The sequence below is a fragment of the Bacillus sp. FSL K6-2971 genome (assembly GCF_038006405.1).
Lineage (GTDB): Bacteria > Bacillota > Bacilli > Bacillales > Bacillaceae > Bacillus > Bacillus pumilus.
The window spans coordinates 3,953,362-3,971,863 of the sequence record NZ_JBBOVD010000001.1; the positions used below are offsets into that span (position 1 = coordinate 3,953,362).

General features: G+C 41.8%; 14 protein-coding genes and 1 pseudogene. 7 read left to right on the forward strand and 8 right to left on the reverse strand.

The window, feature by feature from the left end:
- Positions 1-31 precede the first annotated feature (31 nt).
- Complete coding sequence (locus MHI33_RS21020; protein WP_340913589.1) at positions 32-1,015, forward strand: Gfo/Idh/MocA family protein; 984 nt, start codon at positions 32-34, stop codon at positions 1,013-1,015.
- Positions 1,016-1,055: 40 nt separating this feature from the next.
- Here the strand turns inward: MHI33_RS21020 and MHI33_RS21025 are convergent, their stop codons facing one another.
- Positions 1,056-2,570 carry a methyl-accepting chemotaxis protein gene (locus tag MHI33_RS21025; protein WP_044140354.1) on the reverse strand — a complete coding sequence of 505 codons (1,515 nt, stop codon included), beginning with the start codon at positions 2,568-2,570 and terminating at the stop codon, positions 1,056-1,058.
- Positions 2,571-2,889: 319 nt separating this feature from the next.
- Here MHI33_RS21025 and MHI33_RS21030 point away from each other — a divergent pair, with 319 nt between their 5' ends.
- The gene (locus tag MHI33_RS21030) at positions 2,890-4,227 is read left to right on the forward strand and encodes an amino acid permease (protein ID WP_012011793.1); all 1,338 of its coding nucleotides are present in this window, start codon (positions 2,890-2,892) and stop codon (positions 4,225-4,227) included.
- Between the two features lie 189 nt (positions 4,228-4,416).
- On the opposite strand, the gene MHI33_RS21035 is transcribed toward MHI33_RS21030, so the two are convergent.
- From MHI33_RS21035 to MHI33_RS21060, 6 genes are all read right to left on the reverse strand, one after another.
- Positions 4,417-5,523, reverse strand: coding sequence for a DNA alkylation repair protein (locus MHI33_RS21035; RefSeq protein ID WP_126741007.1), 1,107 nt, complete (start codon positions 5,521-5,523; stop codon positions 4,417-4,419).
- An 81-nt stretch (positions 5,524-5,604) separates the two neighbouring features.
- The gene (locus MHI33_RS21040) at positions 5,605-6,933 is read right to left on the reverse strand and encodes a GntP family permease (RefSeq protein ID WP_113767919.1); all 1,329 of its coding nucleotides are present in this window, start codon (positions 6,931-6,933) and stop codon (positions 5,605-5,607) included.
- Between the two features lie 24 nt (positions 6,934-6,957).
- Positions 6,958-8,502: a gluconokinase gene (gene gntK, locus MHI33_RS21045; RefSeq protein ID WP_340913594.1), complete on the reverse strand. Its 1,545-nt coding sequence runs from the start codon at positions 8,500-8,502 to the stop codon at positions 6,958-6,960.
- Between the two features lie 185 nt (positions 8,503-8,687).
- The gene (locus MHI33_RS21050; protein ID WP_106065941.1) at positions 8,688-9,545 is read right to left on the reverse strand and encodes a MurR/RpiR family transcriptional regulator; all 858 of its coding nucleotides are present in this window, start codon (positions 9,543-9,545) and stop codon (positions 8,688-8,690) included.
- Positions 9,546-9,637: 92 nt separating this feature from the next.
- Positions 9,638-10,573 carry a nucleoside hydrolase gene (locus tag MHI33_RS21055; RefSeq protein ID WP_126741010.1) on the reverse strand — a complete coding sequence of 312 codons (936 nt, stop codon included), beginning with the start codon at positions 10,571-10,573 and terminating at the stop codon, positions 9,638-9,640.
- Positions 10,574-10,667: 94 nt separating this feature from the next.
- Entirely contained in the window at positions 10,668-11,168 is a 501-nt protein-coding gene (locus MHI33_RS21060) for a DUF1433 domain-containing protein (protein ID WP_282059771.1), read from the reverse strand.
- Between the two features lie 126 nt (positions 11,169-11,294).
- Here MHI33_RS21060 and MHI33_RS21065 point away from each other — a divergent pair.
- The 3 genes and pseudogenes from MHI33_RS21065 to MHI33_RS21075 all read left to right on the forward strand — a co-directional run bounded on the left by MHI33_RS21065 (position 11,295) and on the right by MHI33_RS21075 (position 14,960).
- Positions 11,295-12,778: pseudogene (locus MHI33_RS21065) on the forward strand (lipase family protein).
- A gap of 12 nt (positions 12,779-12,790) precedes the next feature.
- Positions 12,791-13,201: a hypothetical protein gene (locus MHI33_RS21070; RefSeq protein ID WP_340913603.1), complete on the forward strand. Its 411-nt coding sequence runs from the start codon at positions 12,791-12,793 to the stop codon at positions 13,199-13,201.
- Positions 13,202-13,283: 82 nt separating this feature from the next.
- Positions 13,284-14,960: a hypothetical protein gene (locus tag MHI33_RS21075; protein WP_113767924.1), complete on the forward strand. Its 1,677-nt coding sequence runs from the start codon at positions 13,284-13,286 to the stop codon at positions 14,958-14,960.
- Between the two features lie 14 nt (positions 14,961-14,974).
- On the opposite strand, the gene MHI33_RS21080 is transcribed toward MHI33_RS21075, so the two are convergent.
- Entirely contained in the window at positions 14,975-15,874 is a 900-nt protein-coding gene (locus MHI33_RS21080; RefSeq protein WP_113767925.1) for a LysR family transcriptional regulator, read from the reverse strand.
- 172 nt (positions 15,875-16,046) lie between these two features.
- Between MHI33_RS21080 and MHI33_RS21085 the strand changes: the two genes are divergently transcribed.
- Together MHI33_RS21085 and MHI33_RS21090 are read left to right on the forward strand one after the other, a co-directional pair.
- Positions 16,047-17,042, forward strand: coding sequence for a LacI family DNA-binding transcriptional regulator (locus tag MHI33_RS21085; protein ID WP_340913608.1), 996 nt, complete (start codon positions 16,047-16,049; stop codon positions 17,040-17,042).
- A 172-nt stretch (positions 17,043-17,214) separates the two neighbouring features.
- The gene (locus MHI33_RS21090; RefSeq protein ID WP_126741013.1) at positions 17,215-18,480 is read left to right on the forward strand and encodes an extracellular solute-binding protein; all 1,266 of its coding nucleotides are present in this window, start codon (positions 17,215-17,217) and stop codon (positions 18,478-18,480) included.
- The last annotated feature ends 22 nt before the right edge of the window (positions 18,481-18,502 follow it).

Sequence of the window (18,502 nt, forward strand, 5' to 3'; positions counted from 1 at the left end):
TATCAAACGAGTGGAAGGGGTTTTGAATAGAATGAACATTGCAACCATTGGAACAGGTGTGATTGTGGAAAGCTTCTTGCAAGCGATTGAACAGCTTGACGGCGCTTCTTGTCATGCCGTCTATTCAAGAAAGGAAGCAACGGCAAAGAAGCTCGCAGACCAATTTGATGTAAAAACAACTTATACAGATTTAACGGCTATGCTAGAAGATCCAAACATTGAAGCTGTTTATATTGCATCACCGAATCGATTACATAGCGAGCATGCGACGGCTGCATTAAGAAACGGAAAACATGTGATTTGCGAAAAGCCTTTCACCTCTAATGTCAAAGAGCTGGAAGCCTTAATCGCTCTCGCAAAGGAAAAGCAGCTTCTCCTCTTTGAAGCCATTACGACCGTTCATATGCCAAACTATCATTTAATCAAAAAGCACCTTCATCAATTAGGTAAAATCAAACTGGTTCAATGCAACTATAGTCAATATTCAAGCAAATATAATCAGCTGCTAGCCGGCGAAACGCCAAATGTCTTTAACCCTGAATTTTCAGGAGGAGCATTGATGGATATTAATATTTATAATGTCCATTTCATCATGAATCTCTTCGGATCACCGGAGCAGGTTCGCTACCAGGCAAACCGTCACCTAAATGGCATCGATACATCTGGTGTTTTGACTTTCACCTACAATGATTTCATTGCGACAAGTGTCGGCAGTAAAGATACAAGCAGCATGAATTTTGCATTGATTCAAGGAGAAAAGGGCTTCATTCATGTGAAAAATGGAGCGAATGGCTGTGAGGAAGTGCTGCTTCACGTGAATGACCAGGTGATATCACTCAATACACAAACAAATTCAAACCGCCTATTTTATGAAGCAGAGGCTTTTCAACACATCATTGAAACAAATAATCATGAACAGTGCTATGCATGGCTCGATGAAAGTCTCTCCGTCATGAAAGTCCTTGATGCTGCAAGAAAAGATGCCGGTATTGTTTTCCCAGCAGATCAATTTTAATGAAAAAAACCGCCTTCTTATGAGAGGGCGGTTTTGACGATTAAATACTCTTTGAATAGGCAACAAGGCGCTGAGACATGTGGTTCACTTCATCGACTGCAGCATTTACTTGCTCTGTTAAAGCAGCCTGTGTTTGCGTAAGAGCTGTCATGTTCGAAATATTTTCAAGAATTTCATCAATTTGCGTTTTCATTTCCGTTAAACTAGATTCGATATTCTCCGTTGCATTGGCACTATGAAGCGCCAGCTTACGCACTTCATCTGCGACGACTGAGAATCCGCGTCCTTGCTCACCAGCTCTAGCTGCTTCGATCGCAGCATTCAAACCAAGTAGGTTCGTTTGGTTCGCCACTTCTTTGATCAAGTCAGAAATGTTTTTCGTCTCATCTGCACTGTTTTTCGCTAGATTTGCGGCAGACGTTGACTTCTCTTGAGCTACAGCAAGTTCCTGTGCTTGGTTTGTAACAGAGCTAATGCCCGATACCATCTCACTAATAGAACTTGAAAGCTGTTCTACCTGAGAAGCCATTTCATTGGCTGTTTTCTCTTTATTTTTTTCTAACGTGATATCACGAATGGTTCCTGCAACACGAAGAGGTACACCCTTCTCATCACGAATGGTTTCACCACCGGCATGATACCAACGATAATCGCCATTTTTACTCTGCAATCTATAATCAATGTCAAATGGCGTGCGCCCAGAGTGGTCATTTAAATGATCCGCAAAGGCTTGCAAAGCCATTTCTTGATCCTCAGGATGCAAACGATCGCTCCAGCTGCTCAAAACGTTCGGGAAATCTTTTTCATCTGTGAAGCCAAGCGTTTTTCTAAACTGTGGAGACCACCAGAATTCGTTGTGTGGATTAACTGAATCGCCAGCCTCTACGACCATATCCCAAGGAGCTTCCACAAGCGCACGGTTGATCAAATCATATCTCGTCACGAATGCTTGCAGTTCTTCTTCTTTTAATTTCTGATCATGAATATCAAAAAGAGCTCCCGCCACACGAAGAGGGACACCATTTCGATCACGAATGGTCGTGCCAGTTGCTTTGAACCAGCGATAATCTCCGTTTTTCAACTTCAAGCGATATTCGATATCATATGGAGTACGTCCCGAATGATCCAATAAATGCGAAGAGAATGCATTTAAGGTATATTCTTGTTCATCTGGATGGATTCGAGATGCCCAGCTGTCTAAAACATTTGGAAAATCGTGCTCATTTTGAAAGCCGAGCATTTTGCGGAAATCATCCGTCCATGTGAATTCATTTTTTGGATTGACCGGATCTCCAGCGATAACGACCATATCCCATAAACCAACTTGAATGGCTTTTGTCACCAAATTCATCCGCATTTGAATATCTTCATTTACTTCCTGCATCTTTTGCAAAGCTTCATTTATTTGGGCTACTGCTTCAATCGTTTGACTTGAAGAGAATGCAGCAGTATCTATTCGTGCTGAAAGGTCTCCCTTGTCAATTCGTTCTACTAATCGACTGCTTTCCTTTAAAAGGGTTCCCGCTGACGAATCATTTGCTTTTCTCATAAACATCTTTCATAACTCCTTTCATTCCTTCATGCTTTTTTGAAATATTTTACAGTTATAAACAATTCTTTATTAGGACTTTAGTAATACAAAAGATATATCGACAAAAACTGAAAATTGTTTATGTCAGAATGAAGGCAAATGTTCATTTTTTCACGAAATTTCAGATTTTGGGGATGGGTCATGGAAAGGATTTATGGAAGAAAACGGCTCATTTGATAGAATCAACCGCCGTTTTTGTCTGAAAAATCTCTTTTTTTATATTGACACTGACGTCCCGAAAAAAGAAAATGGAACATAAGCATTTTTAAAAAAGGAGAACGTCATGAGCGCGAATCAGGAACAACAAGAATTAAAAAAGCTTTTATCACCGCGTCACATTCGCATGATTGCATTGGGCGGGGTCATTGGTACAGGAATCTTTAAAGGAAGTGCCGATACAATCGGTTTAGCAGGTCCTGGGGTCATCTTTTCCTATGTATTTGCCGGATTATTATTGCTCATCGTGATGGCAGCCTTAGCTGAAATGGCGATTGTCTATCCGGGAAATAACCTTCGCGACCTGATACAGATTGCGCTTGGTCAACGTTTTTCATTTGTTGTCGGCTGGGTTTACTGTTTCATGTGGCTCACTGTGTGTGTCATCGAGATTATTGCGGCAGGCAGCCTGCTTCAATACTGGTTACCGAACGTGCCGCTATGGTCACTATGTTTACTCTGCTCACTCTTAGTCATCGGAATTAACTTAAATAATGTAAAATACTTTGGTGAAATTGAGTTTTGGTTCGCTGGAATGAAGATTTTCGTTATTATTGTGTTTATTATTCTTGGTGCAGCCCTATTATTTGGGATCATTCCGAACGAACAAAGCACATCTGCACTCACCAACTATCAAAACTTCGTCCCGAACGGATGGGGTGCGATCTTTGCCTCTTTATTAGTTGTTATTTTCTCTTACGGGGGCTCTGAATTGATCGGGCTGACCATTACAGAAACAAAGGATGCCGAAAAGGTCTTGCCTGGTGTTGTTAAAAGTATGATGTGGCGTATTATCTTATTTTACACTTTGCCGATTTTGATCATCTGTGGACTCATTCCTTGGAATCAAATTGATCCAAATAACAGCCCATTTGTTCAAGTCTTTTCAGCAGCCGGTATGCAAGGCGCCTCTCACTTCATTAATTTCGTATTGATTACAGCCGTTCTATCGGCGGCCAATTCTGGCATTTATGGAACGACGAGAATGATGCATTCTCTCTCTAAATCAGATGGCGGTCCGAAAAAACTGGCACAGGTCAATAAAAGAGGCGTACCCATTTTGAGTTTATGGGTGACCGTTCTGTTTCTCCTCATCGGAACATTCTTTGCTTACTTATATCCAGAGCAAATCTTCAGTTATATGCTGGCTATTCCTGGTTTTGCTGTTTCACTCATTTGGATTAGCATTTGCATGGCACATCTGAAACTTCGCCCGAAATATCCACAGGAGCCGTATTTCAAGGTGTGGCTGTTTCCGTATTTGACTTTATTTGCAGGTCTTGTACTAAGTGTGAGTTTTGTGATGTTTCTATTCAGACAAGAAAACTTGCCTAGCTCAATTATCAGCATTGGTTTCTTAATCGCAGCCATCATTGCTTCATTCTTAATGAAAAAGAAGGCTTAAACGCTAAAATGTTCTTTATTTTAGCCCTTTTTCTTCTTTTCAGCGTGATAGAAAACCTTTGCAGCCCTAGGAAGGGCGAGTACTGGCGCGGAGCGAATTTGACATTCGTGAGCACCAGCACGCAGGACTGACACCGAATGCGAGGGTTTGTCTACACGCTGTAAAACCCGCCATTGAGGCGGGGTTTTTTCATGAGCTGCTGTCTTCTGTCACTTCAAAATCAATCGACGCTTTCGGGATGCCGTTGATGATGATTGTTAATGTATGGATTCCTTCATAGTGTTTTCTTGTCGTCATATTTTGAAAAGACTGCGTCCTGACGAATTCTCTATGTAACGCTGAGCCTGTTTCAAACTCTGTGATTTTAAATACCTTTTGATTGCGGGTCCCCCGAGCTTTGACGTAGTCTATGGCATACTCTACACGCAGCTTTAGCGGCTTATCGGCTTGAAGAGTAAAATGAAAAGTCATTTTCTCACCGATCCGAATAGGGTCTTGTACGATCTTCAAATCCGTTATTTGAACGGATGGATCGTCACCATAACCAAACAACGCCATAATATCTGGATCTCCTTTTTTGAGTAAAGTACGGGATGCATGTTTGACAATCCAGTTCGTATGTTTGTTGGTTCCATACCAGTTTTGAACCGTCTGCTTCATCAGGTCTGGCTGTATTGCAGAGATATCATTTAGATGATTCGCTACACTTTTTTGCACATACCGCGACGGGTCTGCCTTCAAGTTTTCCAAAATGGGCAGCGTGACCGAAGGATTCTTTTTAAGTGAAGGAACAGATAAGCCCCATGGCAGACGCGGTCTACAGCCTTCACTAGCCAGCCTCCGTATGTGCTCATTTTGATCCTGAGACCATACGAGCATTCGCGCCAGCATTTTGTCTTGATCTTGAATCAGAAATGGCCGAACGGCAAATTCTGAAGTGGAAAAGGATGTGAAGAATTCGAGCGCCTTGATCGAGAGGTCCCAGTGTGCAAGGCCGTACGTCTCGACGTAGTCTGGAAATACGAGCGCACTAAGCCCTGAAAAATGCGGGGCTGCCTGACGCAGTACCTCAATTGCCTGCTCATAATCCTCTGGTAGACAGGCATGCATCGATTCAGTGACTCGTCTCATCCGCCCTTTTAACTCAAGCTGCTGCCAATCCTCTTGAAATACGAGCCGCTTGAATGGCTCAACATCAAATACAGTTGAAGACTGTGCAAGTTTCTCTGCTAATTCTTTTATAAATAATTCATTGTACACATGTTTTAATGGTTCGATCGTGTCCACCTCCCACATTTCAATATCATTATTTTACCCCAATCTGAAAAAAGTGGTATTAAAAACAGCCCGACTCAAAAGAATCAGACTGCTTGTTCGCTATATAAACATATTAATGATCATAATAAATGCAATCGCACTAACGGAAATGATCGTCTCCATAGCCGTCCATGTCAAAAACGTCTCTTTAATGGTCATACCAAAATACTCCTTGATCAGCCAAAAACCAGAGTCATTGACGTGAGATAAAATTAATGAACCCGCTCCTGTTGCTAACACAAGCAGCTCCCTGCTCACATCCGGCATTGTTGCAGCAATTGGGGCTACAATACCTGCTGCCGTCATCATGGATACCGTCGCAGATCCTGTTGCCACACGAATCACCGCAGCAATCAGCCAGCTAAGCAAAATCGGTGAAATCGGCGAGTGTTTGGCTACATCTGCAATATAATCACCAACACCCGAATCAATGAGCACATTATTGAAAGCTCCGCCTGCTCCAATGACTAGCAAGATGGAAGCGATTGGACCTAAGCACTCGTTGCTAAATGAAAGCACCCGGTCACGGCTCATCCCTTGCATAAAGCCAAGGCTGAAGAAAGAATAAACCGTTGCAATCAGCAGTGCTGTAATTGGATCTCCGATGTACTTGAATACCTGGAACCACATATTGTCCTCTGGTAAGATAATGTCCGCCAGTGTGGCAAGAAGCATCAGAATCACCGGCACCAATATGGTAAACATCGTATTCGCAAAGCCGGGTAGCCTTCGATCTTCATTTCGTTCAGTGAATTGCTTTCTCAGCATCTCCGGAACTGGTTTATGTATCCGTTTTCCAATCCACTTTCCATACAACGGTCCAGCAATAATCGCTGTTGGCAATCCCACAATAATAGAGAAGAAAATGGTTTTCCCCACGTTGGCATGATAGATGCCAACGGCTGCCATTGCCGCTGGATGAGGCGGGACTAGCCCATGCACGACAGACAGGCCAGCGATTAACGAGAGCCCAATGGTTACGAGCGAGATGCCTGTTTCAATGGCAATTGTAAAAAGTAAAGGAATGAGAAGAACGAAACCGACCTGGAAAAAGACAGGTATCCCCACGATAAAAGCAACAAACATCATTGCCCAATGCACATTCTTCGTCCCAAACCGGCCGATTAAAGTTTGAGCTATCCGCTCTGCTCCCCCTGATTCAGCCATCATTTTCCCAAGCATGGTACCAAGCGCTAGAACAATGGCCAGCAATGATAACGTATTGCCTAATCCCGTTTTAATCGATTGAATGATTTCCTGCAAATCCATCCCCGTCGCAAAGCCCACTAGCATCGAAGTAATAATTAAGCTCACAAATGGATTCAACTTAGCGACTGTAATGAGAATGAGTAAAAGGACAATCGCCGCAATCACGATGAATAAAAGCATGTTCTCCCACCTTTTCCCTGATGTTTAACGATTTTGTTTTAATTGCAGCGCACTAATGACATCAAATTCATCCTTCAGTTTGTCATAGAGGCGCTCATATAAATAAAACAGCTCTATGTAAGTTTCATTGTTCTTCATATTAGGTTCATGACGAGCAGAGATCCGAATCCACTCTTGAACCTCTTCTATCTCTTCCATATGACCTAAACTATAAAGTGCAAGGACAGCCGCCCCAAGTGCTGACGCCTCGTAGCTTTCTGGAACAAGCACTTCTCTACCCATCGTATCCGCTAAAATTTGCCGCCACAGCGGAGATCGTGCAAATCCGCCCGAAGCTCTGACATCCTTTGCTGAACCGGTTAAATCCCTTAAGGCAACACCGATCGAGAAAACACTCATAATGACGCCTTCTAACACCGCTCTAATAAAATGCTCCCGCTTATGCTGAAGACCGATGCCAAAGAAGGTGCCTCTCGCATTTGGATTCCAATAAGGTGCCCGCTCACCTGATAAAAATGGCAGAAACAGCAAACCCTCAGAACCAGCTGGAACCTTTTCCGCGATATCCATCATCAGATCGTAAGGGTCCACCCCTAGACGCTTTGCTACCTCCACCTCAGACGACCCGAATTCATCCTTCAGCCATCTCAGCATGATCCCGCCATTATTGGTCGGTCCTCCTACAACCCAATGCTTATCTGTCAGGGCATAGCAGAACGTTCTTGATTGCTCATCTGTAATTGGTTTGTCTACAACCGTACGGACCGCACCGCTTGTCCCAATCGTAACAGCCACCTCTCCTTGACCAATCGCGCCCACACCTAAATTCGCTAGAACGCCATCATTCGCACCAATGACAAATGGTGTGTCTTCTTTAATGCCCATGCGCAATGCAATCTCTGGCTGAAGTCCTCTCAGTTGATACGTCGTTGGGACAAGTTCAGATAGTTGACTGGCTTCTATTCCAGCAATACGAAGCGCCTTCTCATCCCATTGAAGCGTTTCCAAATGGAACAGCCCCGTTGCTGAAGCGATTGAATAATCGACGACATACTGACCGAAGAAATGATAAAGAATATATTCTTTGATCGAAATATATTTTGCTGCCTTCTTGAAGACATCCGGTGCCATTTCTTTCATCCAACGTATTTTTGAAAGCGGTGACATTGGATGGATCGGTGTACCTGTCCTTTTATAAATGTGGAAGCCATCCATATTTGATTTGATTCGTTTCGCTTGTTCTGCACTTCTGTTATCTGCCCAAATGATACTGTTCGTTAGCGCCTTTCCATCCTGATCCATCACAATTAAGGAATGCATCGCTGTACTTATCCCGATGCCTATAAGATTTTCTTCATCAAATGCTGCTTTCGTCAATGCACCTCTTACACTCGCAATGACGGCTTCTAATATCTTTTCAGGATCCTGCTCAACCCATGCTGGCTGGGGCTGAATGAGCTCATAAGGAACTGAATGCTTCGCTAATACCTTCCCCTTAGGTCCAAACAGAACCGTCTTTGTACTTGTTGTTCCAATATCCAAACCAATTACCGCCTGGTTTCCCTTCATCTGTATCACGCCCAATCATTGATTTGAAGTCACATATGTAGTTTTTGAATTGCCTGTTAAATCCCATTATAAAAATAATTTTTTCGACATTCAACGACCGAAAAGAAAATAATTTTCACTAAAAAGCTCACAAACGTTACCACATCAGCATTTTTCATTATCAGAAAAATTTATTTTCGGAATCATCACACCCTTTTTTGTGAAATGGTTTCTCGCATTTGCTTTAAATTTGTTATTGTTTCCTGCTGCCTTAAGTGAGCAAGTGCAAAATATAGAACGTCAATGACCGTCAGCTGAGCAAGTCTTGCGGACATCGCTTCTGTTCTAAAAGCCGTTTCTTGTGTCGCAGTATACAACGTGACATCTGCAAGCTGACTCAATGGTGAGCGCTGATAGCTTGTAATACCGATGGTTTTTGCCCCTTTTCCCTTTGCTGTTTTCATCGCATCGAGCAAATCTTTATTTCGTCCAGAATGAGAGATACCGATCACTGTACTGTGCTGATCAAGAAGACCAGCAGACATCGCTTGAAAGTGAGAATCTGTGTGAACAATACAGTTGATGCCTGTCCTCATAAATTTATGAAAAGCGTCAGTCGCAATGAGGCCAGACCCACCACTTCCATAAAACTCTAAGCGTTTTGCTTCATGAATGATTTGTATGGCCTTTTCTACATCCTCTGGATTCAACAATTGAAAGCTATCCTTTAAAGCGGATATATTCGTCTGAAAAACCTTTTGCATAAAAATAGCCATATCATCATCAAGACTCATTTCTTCATCTACATAATTAGGCTTTGTTTGGTCTATTTCCTGGGCAATAGCAATCTTCAAATCTTGAAAACCCTCAAATCCAAGCCTTTTACAAAGACGAAAAATCGTTGCCTCTGAGCTTGCAGTTTTTTTCGCAAGCTCGACAATAGATAAATGGATGATGTCGCGGGGCTCACTCGTAATATGCTCTGCAATTCCTTTCAGCTTTGGCGGCAATCCTCTGCTTGCTGCACGTATTTTTTCAATACTACTTAAACTAACAGAAGCCAATTGACTTCACTCCTCCCTTATTCATGTGAACGCATACATTTCCTCATGTTCCCATCTTATAAAAAAGAAGCCTGTTTGCACAGACTTCTTTTTTAAGCATTCATTGTTTTGATCAATAAATCAAAGAAAGCGTCAGCATCTACATCCATACACACTTGAACATTGCGCTCTTTCTCCCATTGATGCTGAAAATCACAGATCATCTGTCCATCACAAAACTCACTCTTCGTCTCGACGTCCACATGAAAAGCCTGTGTGCTCACGAGCTGCTTGTCAATGGCAAGACTTACAGCAAGCGGATCATGCATGGCACACGCCCACACACCATTTCGCTCAAAATAGCGCTGACGGTAAATACTTGTACTCTCTCTAATATAATGGGCCAACGTTTCATTCTGAATTACATCAATTCTTTCATCCGTAAGCAAGACCTGTCTCGTGACATCTAATCCTACTTGAGTCAATGAAGGGAACCCTGCATCCAGCACTAACTTCGCCGCTTCTGGGTCTGCATATGTATTAAATTCCGCTACCGGCGTGACATTCCCCTGACCCTGCACGACACCACCCATAAAAATGACTTCTTTCACATGATGAATCAGCTCAGGACACTTTTTCACTGCAAGGGCTAAATTCGTTAAAGGCCCTGTCAACACAAGCGTAACCTGCTTCGAATACTGTATCACTTGGTCGATAATAAAATCAGGCGCAAAACCAGCATCTGCTTTCTTCTTAGGCTGAGCATCCTTTAAAGCACCGCCAATCCCATCCTCGCCGTGCACCCGATGTTCATAATGGGGCGCTCTTAAAAGAGGAGTTGCTGAACCTTTGATGACAGGAATATTATCTGCCTCAACCAGCTCAAGCACTTTACACGTATTCAATGTAGCCGCATCGACAGACACATTCCCACATACAGTTGTAATGCCCAAAATATCAAACTGCTGACTTTTCACCGCCAGCAAAATCCCAATCGCATCATCAATTCCAGTATCTACGTCCAAGATCAATTTCTTTTTATTTGCCATGATTGAAATCTCTCCCTTATTTGAAAGTGTTGTTAGGGGAATGATAGCATATGCCTGTGTCAACTATTTAGTGAATATTAGCAGGTTGATCTTATTACTCTTTTTCTCCAATGTCTTTCAGATATTGTTCGCGTTCTTTTTCGGTGAAGCTTTTAAGATAATCCTCTTTAACTTTAGGTTCATCTTTATATTCATCCCAGTCTATAAAGCGATCTGATAAATCCTCTGAATAACTCATCGGACCTACTTTTTTAGATCTAAACTGTAATGAAGCAGAAAAATTAAATCTCTCTGGTTCATCATTCACGTATCCATTTATAACAATATCCCCCATAGGATTGATGGTCACCTTTTTTTCAAACGTTATAGTTTTAATAAAATTATGAATATCCATTTTATGTAGATCTTCTTCGATTTTTGGCTTCATCTTTTCTGCGAACTCTTCAGCTTTTTCTTGATCGCTTTTTTCTTGCACGAAATTTTCTCCTCCTATATCATTTGATTTTTTTTGTTTATCCTGTTGAATAACAAGTGAAATCACTGCGATGACAATTATGATAATTAAAACAACCAAAATTTTAATTATTTTTTTCATTAGAAATACTATCCACCTTTTGATCTTTTAATAGTAAATTTTTATATATTAGACCTGTATTTATAATAGATATTTATAGCACTATATACTATAATAATTAAGATAAATATAGCAGGAGTGTTAATTTTGACCAAAAAATCATATCAAAATCAACTACATGATAAAGATTATAAAGAAATTTCTTCAAAATCCTATAACATTTTAAATTACGAGAATTCTAAATTAATAAAACTCAGTAATGGTAGAATCATGTATGTCATTAATTATCAAGAAACAAAAAAAGGCCTAAATGCACTAACTCTTGTATCAAAAGATGACTATATCCGTTCAGCTAAGGGCAAAGACCTCACCAAAATCAAAAACGCCGTCATCGCCTACCGCGGGTCCGAACCGATTGCCGCTGGCCAATATAAAGATACCATTAAAAAACATGGAAAAAAGAGTCAGATGATCTTCTTTCTACCATTTTGACAAAGCTGCCTCCTTTTCGTCAGTCACAGACGTCAAAGCAAGTCACGACGAAGGTGGCGACAGGGACAACGACCTATACAAATGAGATTGTGCAAGATTGGCTGATATCAGATACAAAGTATCTGATTAAAAATATTCCCTTTGAAAATGGTGCAGAGAATCAAATGGTTCAAGCGGATCGTTATGCGAAAGAAATACATAAGAAAATGCCGAATGCCAAGATGTATGTGACAGGTCATTCACTCGGCGGGTCGAATGCGTCCTATGTTCTTGTCAAAAATGATTTTATTAAAGGCGGGGTCACCTTTGAGAATCCGAATATTTACCCCAATCTATCGGATGGCCTCCAAGCCAAAGCATTAAAAGGTGATTACCGCAGTAGATTAACAGAATATATCAATCTCAATGACGGGCTTTCTCTTTTAAATCGACATACGACAGAAATCGGTCGTGTGAAAGTGATGTATGATGCCGCTTTACCTGAAGGCGTCGATTACTCCGAGGACTCCTCCAAAGCCGTCCAATTCATGAAAGATCTCCTCAATCGGGCAATGAGTGTGAATCCTTCACTGGATGCGAATTTATTCCTTGAAGCCCTCGCCGGCAGCCATGGCTTAGATCGGTATGCCTTTTCATCAGATGGCTCCGTTGAAACCATTGATGATATGTTGAGAAAAAACCCTTCTCTCACTGCCGCCATGTTACATCAATTGAGTCAGTCGAATGTTCACCCGCAAAGTGTGGTGGCGATTTTAATCAAGTCGCATGTTCTCATGAACACAGGTCGTAAATTCTCGACATATGCCGAGCACCATATACAGCAAATCATTCGCAAAATCGAGAAACTCGATGACAAAGTGGATCAATCGGTAGAACGAGTTCGTTCGAGATACAAACAAATTGTCGGTTTTGGTTCGTATGACCAGCTGACGGCATCAGATGTGGATGCTGTAATTCGCCACTTAAAAACAGAGGGACTTGAGAATGAGTTCTATTCCGTCAAAGAGTATGATACAGCGATTGATAGCGCGATGAATATAAAAAGGTGGCTGGACTCAATATCAGATGATATGAGCCAGCTAGGGAAAGAATACCATGATGCAGATACAGCCCTGGCAAAGAATATGGGCATTTCTTAAGGAGTACGAGGAATGGAATTTTCAAAGAAACAACCAACAGATGCAGACCGTTTTTTGCAACGAATGACAGATACGCATACATCAAGCTCCGTCTTTTCTCAAACAAACTTTCACACTGAAGACATGACACCAGCAGAGCTGGCTGCTTTGAAAGCAAAGATCAAAGAAGAGCAGAAAATAGCGCTAATCAGAGCCATCCGGCATCAGCTTCAACATGAATTTGCAGAAGACCGCCAAGAAGCGGGAAAAATTTTAGATCTAATTGATGAACTTCAGAACAAAGTGTATAAACATCAAAAGCGCATCCATACGCATATGTCAGGACAAGCCATTGACGCCTTAACAGAGAAAATCGAGCAAAGACTCAAGTTTTACGAACTGAAAGAAGATGTTCAATCCGCCATCGACTCGATTGGCATTTAGATGAACCTTCCGTCTTATGAATCTTTTCCCCATCTCACTCGTATATACTAAAAGAGTGATTGATTTGAAAGGAGATCTGTTTGTGGGATATATTTTGTTATTTTCGGTTGTGATCGGTCTTGTCTTGACCCTCTTGCTCACACCACTCAAGTTGATCGTTAGAAAGAAAGGAACAGAACAGCAGGTTCCGCTTATGTGGATTGCAGGCCTTGCTTTACTGTTCATGGTCGGTATTTTTGTTTTCTATTATATGACCAATTTGGATCGTAACCCTTCATCCCTCTGGTTGATTGGACTTGTTGTGACAGCAGCAGGCGCCTTTTTATCAGTTGGGCTGGAGCGTAAGATCAAAGGCGTGCTGTTTCTTATTTTATTACTGCTCGGTGTTTATATGGCGACAGCTTTTCTATTCAATGCGAATGAGAAATTTGATGTCTCCAAAATGGAACAAAAAGTGGAAATCAAAGCGTTTGATGAGACGGAAACACCTGCAAGTGTACCGCCTCAATTTGCTCGGAACAAAATGAAGAAATCGTTCGGACAGGTTCCAAACACAAGCTACTATGAGCTTGGCAGCCTGCAAATCCAGAAGGTCAACGGTGAGTATGTGTACATCGCACCAGTGGAATTCTCGGATTTCTTTAAATGGATTCGTTCGGGGAGTACGCCGGGTTACTTTACTTTAAGTGCGACCGACTCATCTGCCAATCCAAAGTTTGTGAAAACAGAGATGGTCTACACGCCTTCCTCTTATTTCAACAAAGAAATTGAGCGGCATATTCGCCTTCAATACCCTGATTTGATTTTCTACGGCGACACACAGCTGGAAATCAATGATGACGGAAAGCCTTATTACATTCGCACGTATGGCGATTTTATCTCAGCGCGAAACGGCTTTAAAGCATCAGGCGTGGTCGTTGTTGATGCCAAAACAGGTGCAACGAAGAAATATGCTCTAGATCAAGTACCTGCTTTTATTGATGGTGCTGTTTCACCAGAAGCGGTCAGTCTGCAAAACAGTTATTTCGGAAACTATATTCACGGGTTCTGGAATAGTATGTTTGGAAAGTCAGATGTAAAGCTGCCTTCAGATGAAGGAACAGAAGCCAATGTGAGTCCGGTGTTTGATGCAAAAGGAGATATGTACTACTTCACAGATTTCACAAGTCCGAAAGAGGGCGTTGATTCGATGCTTGGGTATGCCCTGACAAATGCCCGGACAGGAAAAGCGACTTATTATACCGGAAATCTTGAAGCGTCCTACATGGATTCTCAAGGCGCTCTGCAAATTATTGAGAAACGTTTCATCGAAAAGAAATGGAAAGGCCGCATGCCGATTCTCTATAATTTCTATGGAGAAGCCAGCTGGCTCACACCAGTTCTCGATTCAAATGGCTTCCTGCAAAACTACTTTATCGTTTCGGCAGCCAATCCTGAAATCGCTGCGTACGCTTCAACACCAAACGAAGCACTGAGAGCCTATAAGACAGCTCTGCAAAAAGGCGGCGGTACCGTTAACAGTTCCTCTAAGCAGGAAAAGAAAGAAACTACAGGGAAAGTCAAACGAGTCTATAAAGAAAAGACCGGTGATTATACAACCGTCACCTTCCTGCTAGACGATGGGAAAAGCTACACCATGTCATCTGAAAAAGAACCTCTCGTCATTTATTTAAAAGAAGGCGATCAGGTCACCATGAAATACACAGATACGGGTGAAATCTTCCTTCCAGTTGATGAAATCCACATTAAAGGGTTATAAAAAAGATGCTTCTCCTACCCAGGAGAAGCGTCTTTTCTCTCTTTCCTTAACAATTCAACGAGCAATTCTTTATTTTTATTTCCCCCTGTCATCGGTGACTCGACATAGGAAAATTTTCGTTTAAAATCCATTCCTCTCACAGAAATGACAGCCAATTCACCGCCAATGCTGCCTCGTTGGAGGACATATTTAGATAAAACAGAAAGCCCCATTCCATGAATCACAGCCTCTTTAATCGCTTGATTGCTGCTAAACGTCACAAATGTCCGTGCTTTCAGTCCATTTGATTTCAGGACGTGCTGTAAGTATTCCCCGGTACCTGATCCCTCTTCTCTTGTGATCCATGTTTCGTTTTGCAGTTGATCAATCGTGACATCCTTTTTCTTAGCAAAGGGGTGATCTAATGGCGCGACGATATAGAGCTCGTCTTCTAGAAAAGTTTCTACAGTCAGTTCTTTGTCATTCGTCTGTCCTTCGATCAAACCGATGTCGACATGGAATAAGCGGACATGACTGGCGATCGCCTCTGTGTTATCAATGACCACCTCAATGTCCACATGCGGATAGAGCTGATGAAACTCTGCCAATATTTGCGGCAGCACGTACTCTCCAATGGTAAAACTCGCCCCGATTGTCAGCTTCCCTCTTGCCAGATGATGATGCTCATAAATATCCTGCTTCGCCTGTTCATATAAACGAATGATTTGTTTTGATCGATGGTACAGCATATCCCCAGTTGGTGTAACAGTTAGTTGCTTTGGCGAACGATTCAGCAGAACGGTCTGGAATTCCTGCTCCAAGTTCTTAATATGAAGACTGACACTTGGCTGAGAAATCCGCAGCTTTTGGGCTGCCTTTGTAAAGTTTTTCTCTTCCACAACTGTCACAAATGTCTTCAGTGCATCGTAATACATCGGTCCCTCTCCTATCAGAAATCTTAATCCAAAACCTTTCATATATATATCTTACTAATTCCTTCCCAGTGCGTAAAGAAGCGCTTAACTGAAAACAATTTAATAAAAATATTTACTAATTTTTTTAAAGACTCTATACTAGAAGGAGATATTTTCTATAGGAGGTGCTGATTTGGCAGCTAAAATAAAGGACATTGCTGAAAAAGCTGGATTATCCATTGCGACTGTATCTCGCGTACTGAACCAAGATCCCAACCTATCTGTCACGGATCAAACACGTGAAAAAGTATACGCCGCCGCTGAAGCTTTGTCCTATCAAAAGAAAACTTTCAAACATTCATTAAAAAAAATCGCCTTTCTCTATTGGATGACCGAAAAGGAAGAGCTTGAAGATATTTATTTTAAATCCATTCGTCTAGGCATTGAGGAACTTACGAATACTCGGAGTTTAAATGTCACCGCTTACAATCCATCTGATGGGCTTCACTCCATTGATCCTTCTACAGAAGGGATCATCGCCATCGGCCGATTTAAAACGTCAGAGCTTGACCAATTATATGCGATCACCCAACATATCGTTTTTATTGATACGTCACCAGATGAAGACCGTTTTGATTCAGTAAAGCCAAACCTGAAACGAATTGTTGAAAGGATCATCGATTCTTTTATTGAAAAAGAACACACATCCATTGGATTCGTTGGCGGCACAGACATTGATCTGAATACGAATGTGCATATTCCAGATATTCGCGAAACGACTTTCCGTGAATATATGATGGCTCGCAATGTCCTTGATGAGCAATTGGTCTATGTCGGTCACCATTTCTCAGTAGATGATGGTTATGCGCTGATGATGAAGGCGATTGATGAGCTTGGTGATGACCTGCCCACCGCTTTTTGTGTCGCTAGTGATCCTCTTGCCATCGGCTGTTTACAAGCATTAAATGAGCGCGGATTTTCTCTGCCGAACCGCGTGAGCGTCTTTAGTATCAACGATATTCATGTGTCTCAATATGTGTCACCACCGCTCACCACGTATCATATCCACACGTCTTTACTTTGTGAAACAGCAGTTGATTTACTGTTAGAAAGACTTGTGGACGGCAGAACATTACCGAAAACTGTGCTGATTGCCTCAGAACCTGTCTTTCGAAAAAGTACGATATAAACAACCAGAAGCCCCGTCCAATGTGGAGGGCTTCTTTTCTCTCTACATCAGTAAAAAATTTTACTTAATAAATTTAATAAAATATGTTTACTTTTTTTACTCAAGTTGATATTCTCACATTAAGAAAGCGTTTTCTTATCATCTGTAAAAAAAGAACGAGAGGGGATTACTAATGAAAAAGGGAAAATGGGCGACATTATCAGCAGTCGTTGGGACTGCTGTGCTTCTGCTTTCAGCTTGCGGACCGGGAGATGACAATTCAAGCGGAACACAGCCAGCATCTACAGGTACAAAGACCTTACTAGTGTGGGAGGATGTCAAAAAAACTGAGGGGATTCAAGATGCTGTAAAAGAATTCGAAAAACAACATGATGTGAAAATCAAAGTGGTCGAAAAAGCTTATGCCGACCAAATCGAAGCTCTCCGTCTAGATGGAGCAGCTGGGACAGGTCCAGATGTCATCACGATGCCTCACAATCAAATTGGATCAGCTGTCACTGAGGGGCTATTACAAGAAATCAAGCCAGATCAAAAAGTGATCGACTCCTTCACAGACGAATCGATTCAATCACAAACGGTAGATGGCAAGCTGTATGGTCTGCCAAAATCCGTTGAAACCACTGTCCTTTTTTATAACAAAGATCTTGTCAAAAAGGCACCAACGACACTTGATGGCTGGTATGATCTTTCGAAAAAGCTGACAAAAGACGGAAAGTACGGTTTTGTTGCGAAATGGGATGAAATTTACTATGCGCAAAGTGTTTTAGGCGGATCTGGGGGCTATATTTTCAAGCAGAAAAGCGATGGCTCTTATGATGTTAATGACATTGGTTTGAACAACGATGGCGCCATCCAAGGCGGAGAATACATTCAAAAATTCTTTAGCGAAGGTCTTTTCCCGAAAGGCATCATTGGTGAACAAGGAATCAATGTCCTCAACTCCTTATTTACAGAGAAAAAAGCAGCAGCTGTCATTTCTGGTCCTTGGTCATTTGGTCCATATAAAGAGGCGGGTATTGACTATGGTGTGGCCGAGTTGCCAACACTCCCTAACGGAAAACATATGAGCTCATTCTTAGGTGTAAAAGGCTACAACGTCTCCTCTTATTCTAAAAATAAAGAACTTGCTGAGAAATTTGTTGAATTTATCACGAACGAAAAAAATTCAAAGAAGCGCTTTGAATTAACAGAGGAAATTCCACCAGTGAAAAAACTGATGAAAGATCCAATCATTACGGAAAACGCAAATGCGGATGCTGTTTCTAAACAAACGAAATACGCCACACTGACACCGAACAATCCTGAAATGGAAGAGGTGTGGAAGCCGATTGATAGTGCATTAGGACTGATTGCAACTGGTCGTACAGATGTGAAAAAGGCATTTGATGATGCGGTCAATCAAATCGACTCTCAAATTAAAGCAAATCACTCCAAATAACCATCAAATGCGGGTAGTCTAT

Bases quoted from the DNA above. Each gene is read 5' to 3' on its own strand.
- MHI33_RS21020 (WP_340913589.1), top strand. From the start codon at position 32: ATGAACATTGCAACCATTGGAACAGGTGTGATTGTGGAAAGCTTCTTG.
- MHI33_RS21025 (WP_044140354.1), bottom strand. From the start codon at position 2,570: ATGTTTATGAGAAAAGCAAATGATTCGTCAGCGGGAACCCTTTTAAAG.
- MHI33_RS21030 (WP_012011793.1), top strand. From the start codon at position 2,890: ATGAGCGCGAATCAGGAACAACAAGAATTAAAAAAGCTTTTATCACCG.
- MHI33_RS21035 (WP_126741007.1), bottom strand. From the start codon at position 5,523: ATGTGGGAGGTGGACACGATCGAACCATTAAAACATGTGTACAATGAA.
- MHI33_RS21040 (WP_113767919.1), bottom strand. From the start codon at position 6,933: ATGCTTTTATTCATCGTGATTGCGGCGATTGTCCTTTTACTCATTCTC.
- gntK (WP_340913594.1), bottom strand. From the start codon at position 8,502: ATGAAGGGAAACCAGGCGGTAATTGGTTTGGATATTGGAACAACAAGT.
- MHI33_RS21055 (WP_126741010.1), bottom strand. From the start codon at position 10,573: ATGGCAAATAAAAAGAAATTGATCTTGGACGTAGATACTGGAATTGAT.
- MHI33_RS21060 (WP_282059771.1), bottom strand. From the start codon at position 11,168: ATGAAAAAAATAATTAAAATTTTGGTTGTTTTAATTATCATAATTGTC.
- MHI33_RS21070 (WP_340913603.1), top strand. From the start codon at position 12,791: ATGGAATTTTCAAAGAAACAACCAACAGATGCAGACCGTTTTTTGCAA.
- MHI33_RS21080 (WP_113767925.1), bottom strand. From the start codon at position 15,874: ATGTATTACGATGCACTGAAGACATTTGTGACAGTTGTGGAAGAGAAA.
- MHI33_RS21090 (WP_126741013.1), top strand. From the start codon at position 17,215: ATGAAAAAGGGAAAATGGGCGACATTATCAGCAGTCGTTGGGACTGCT.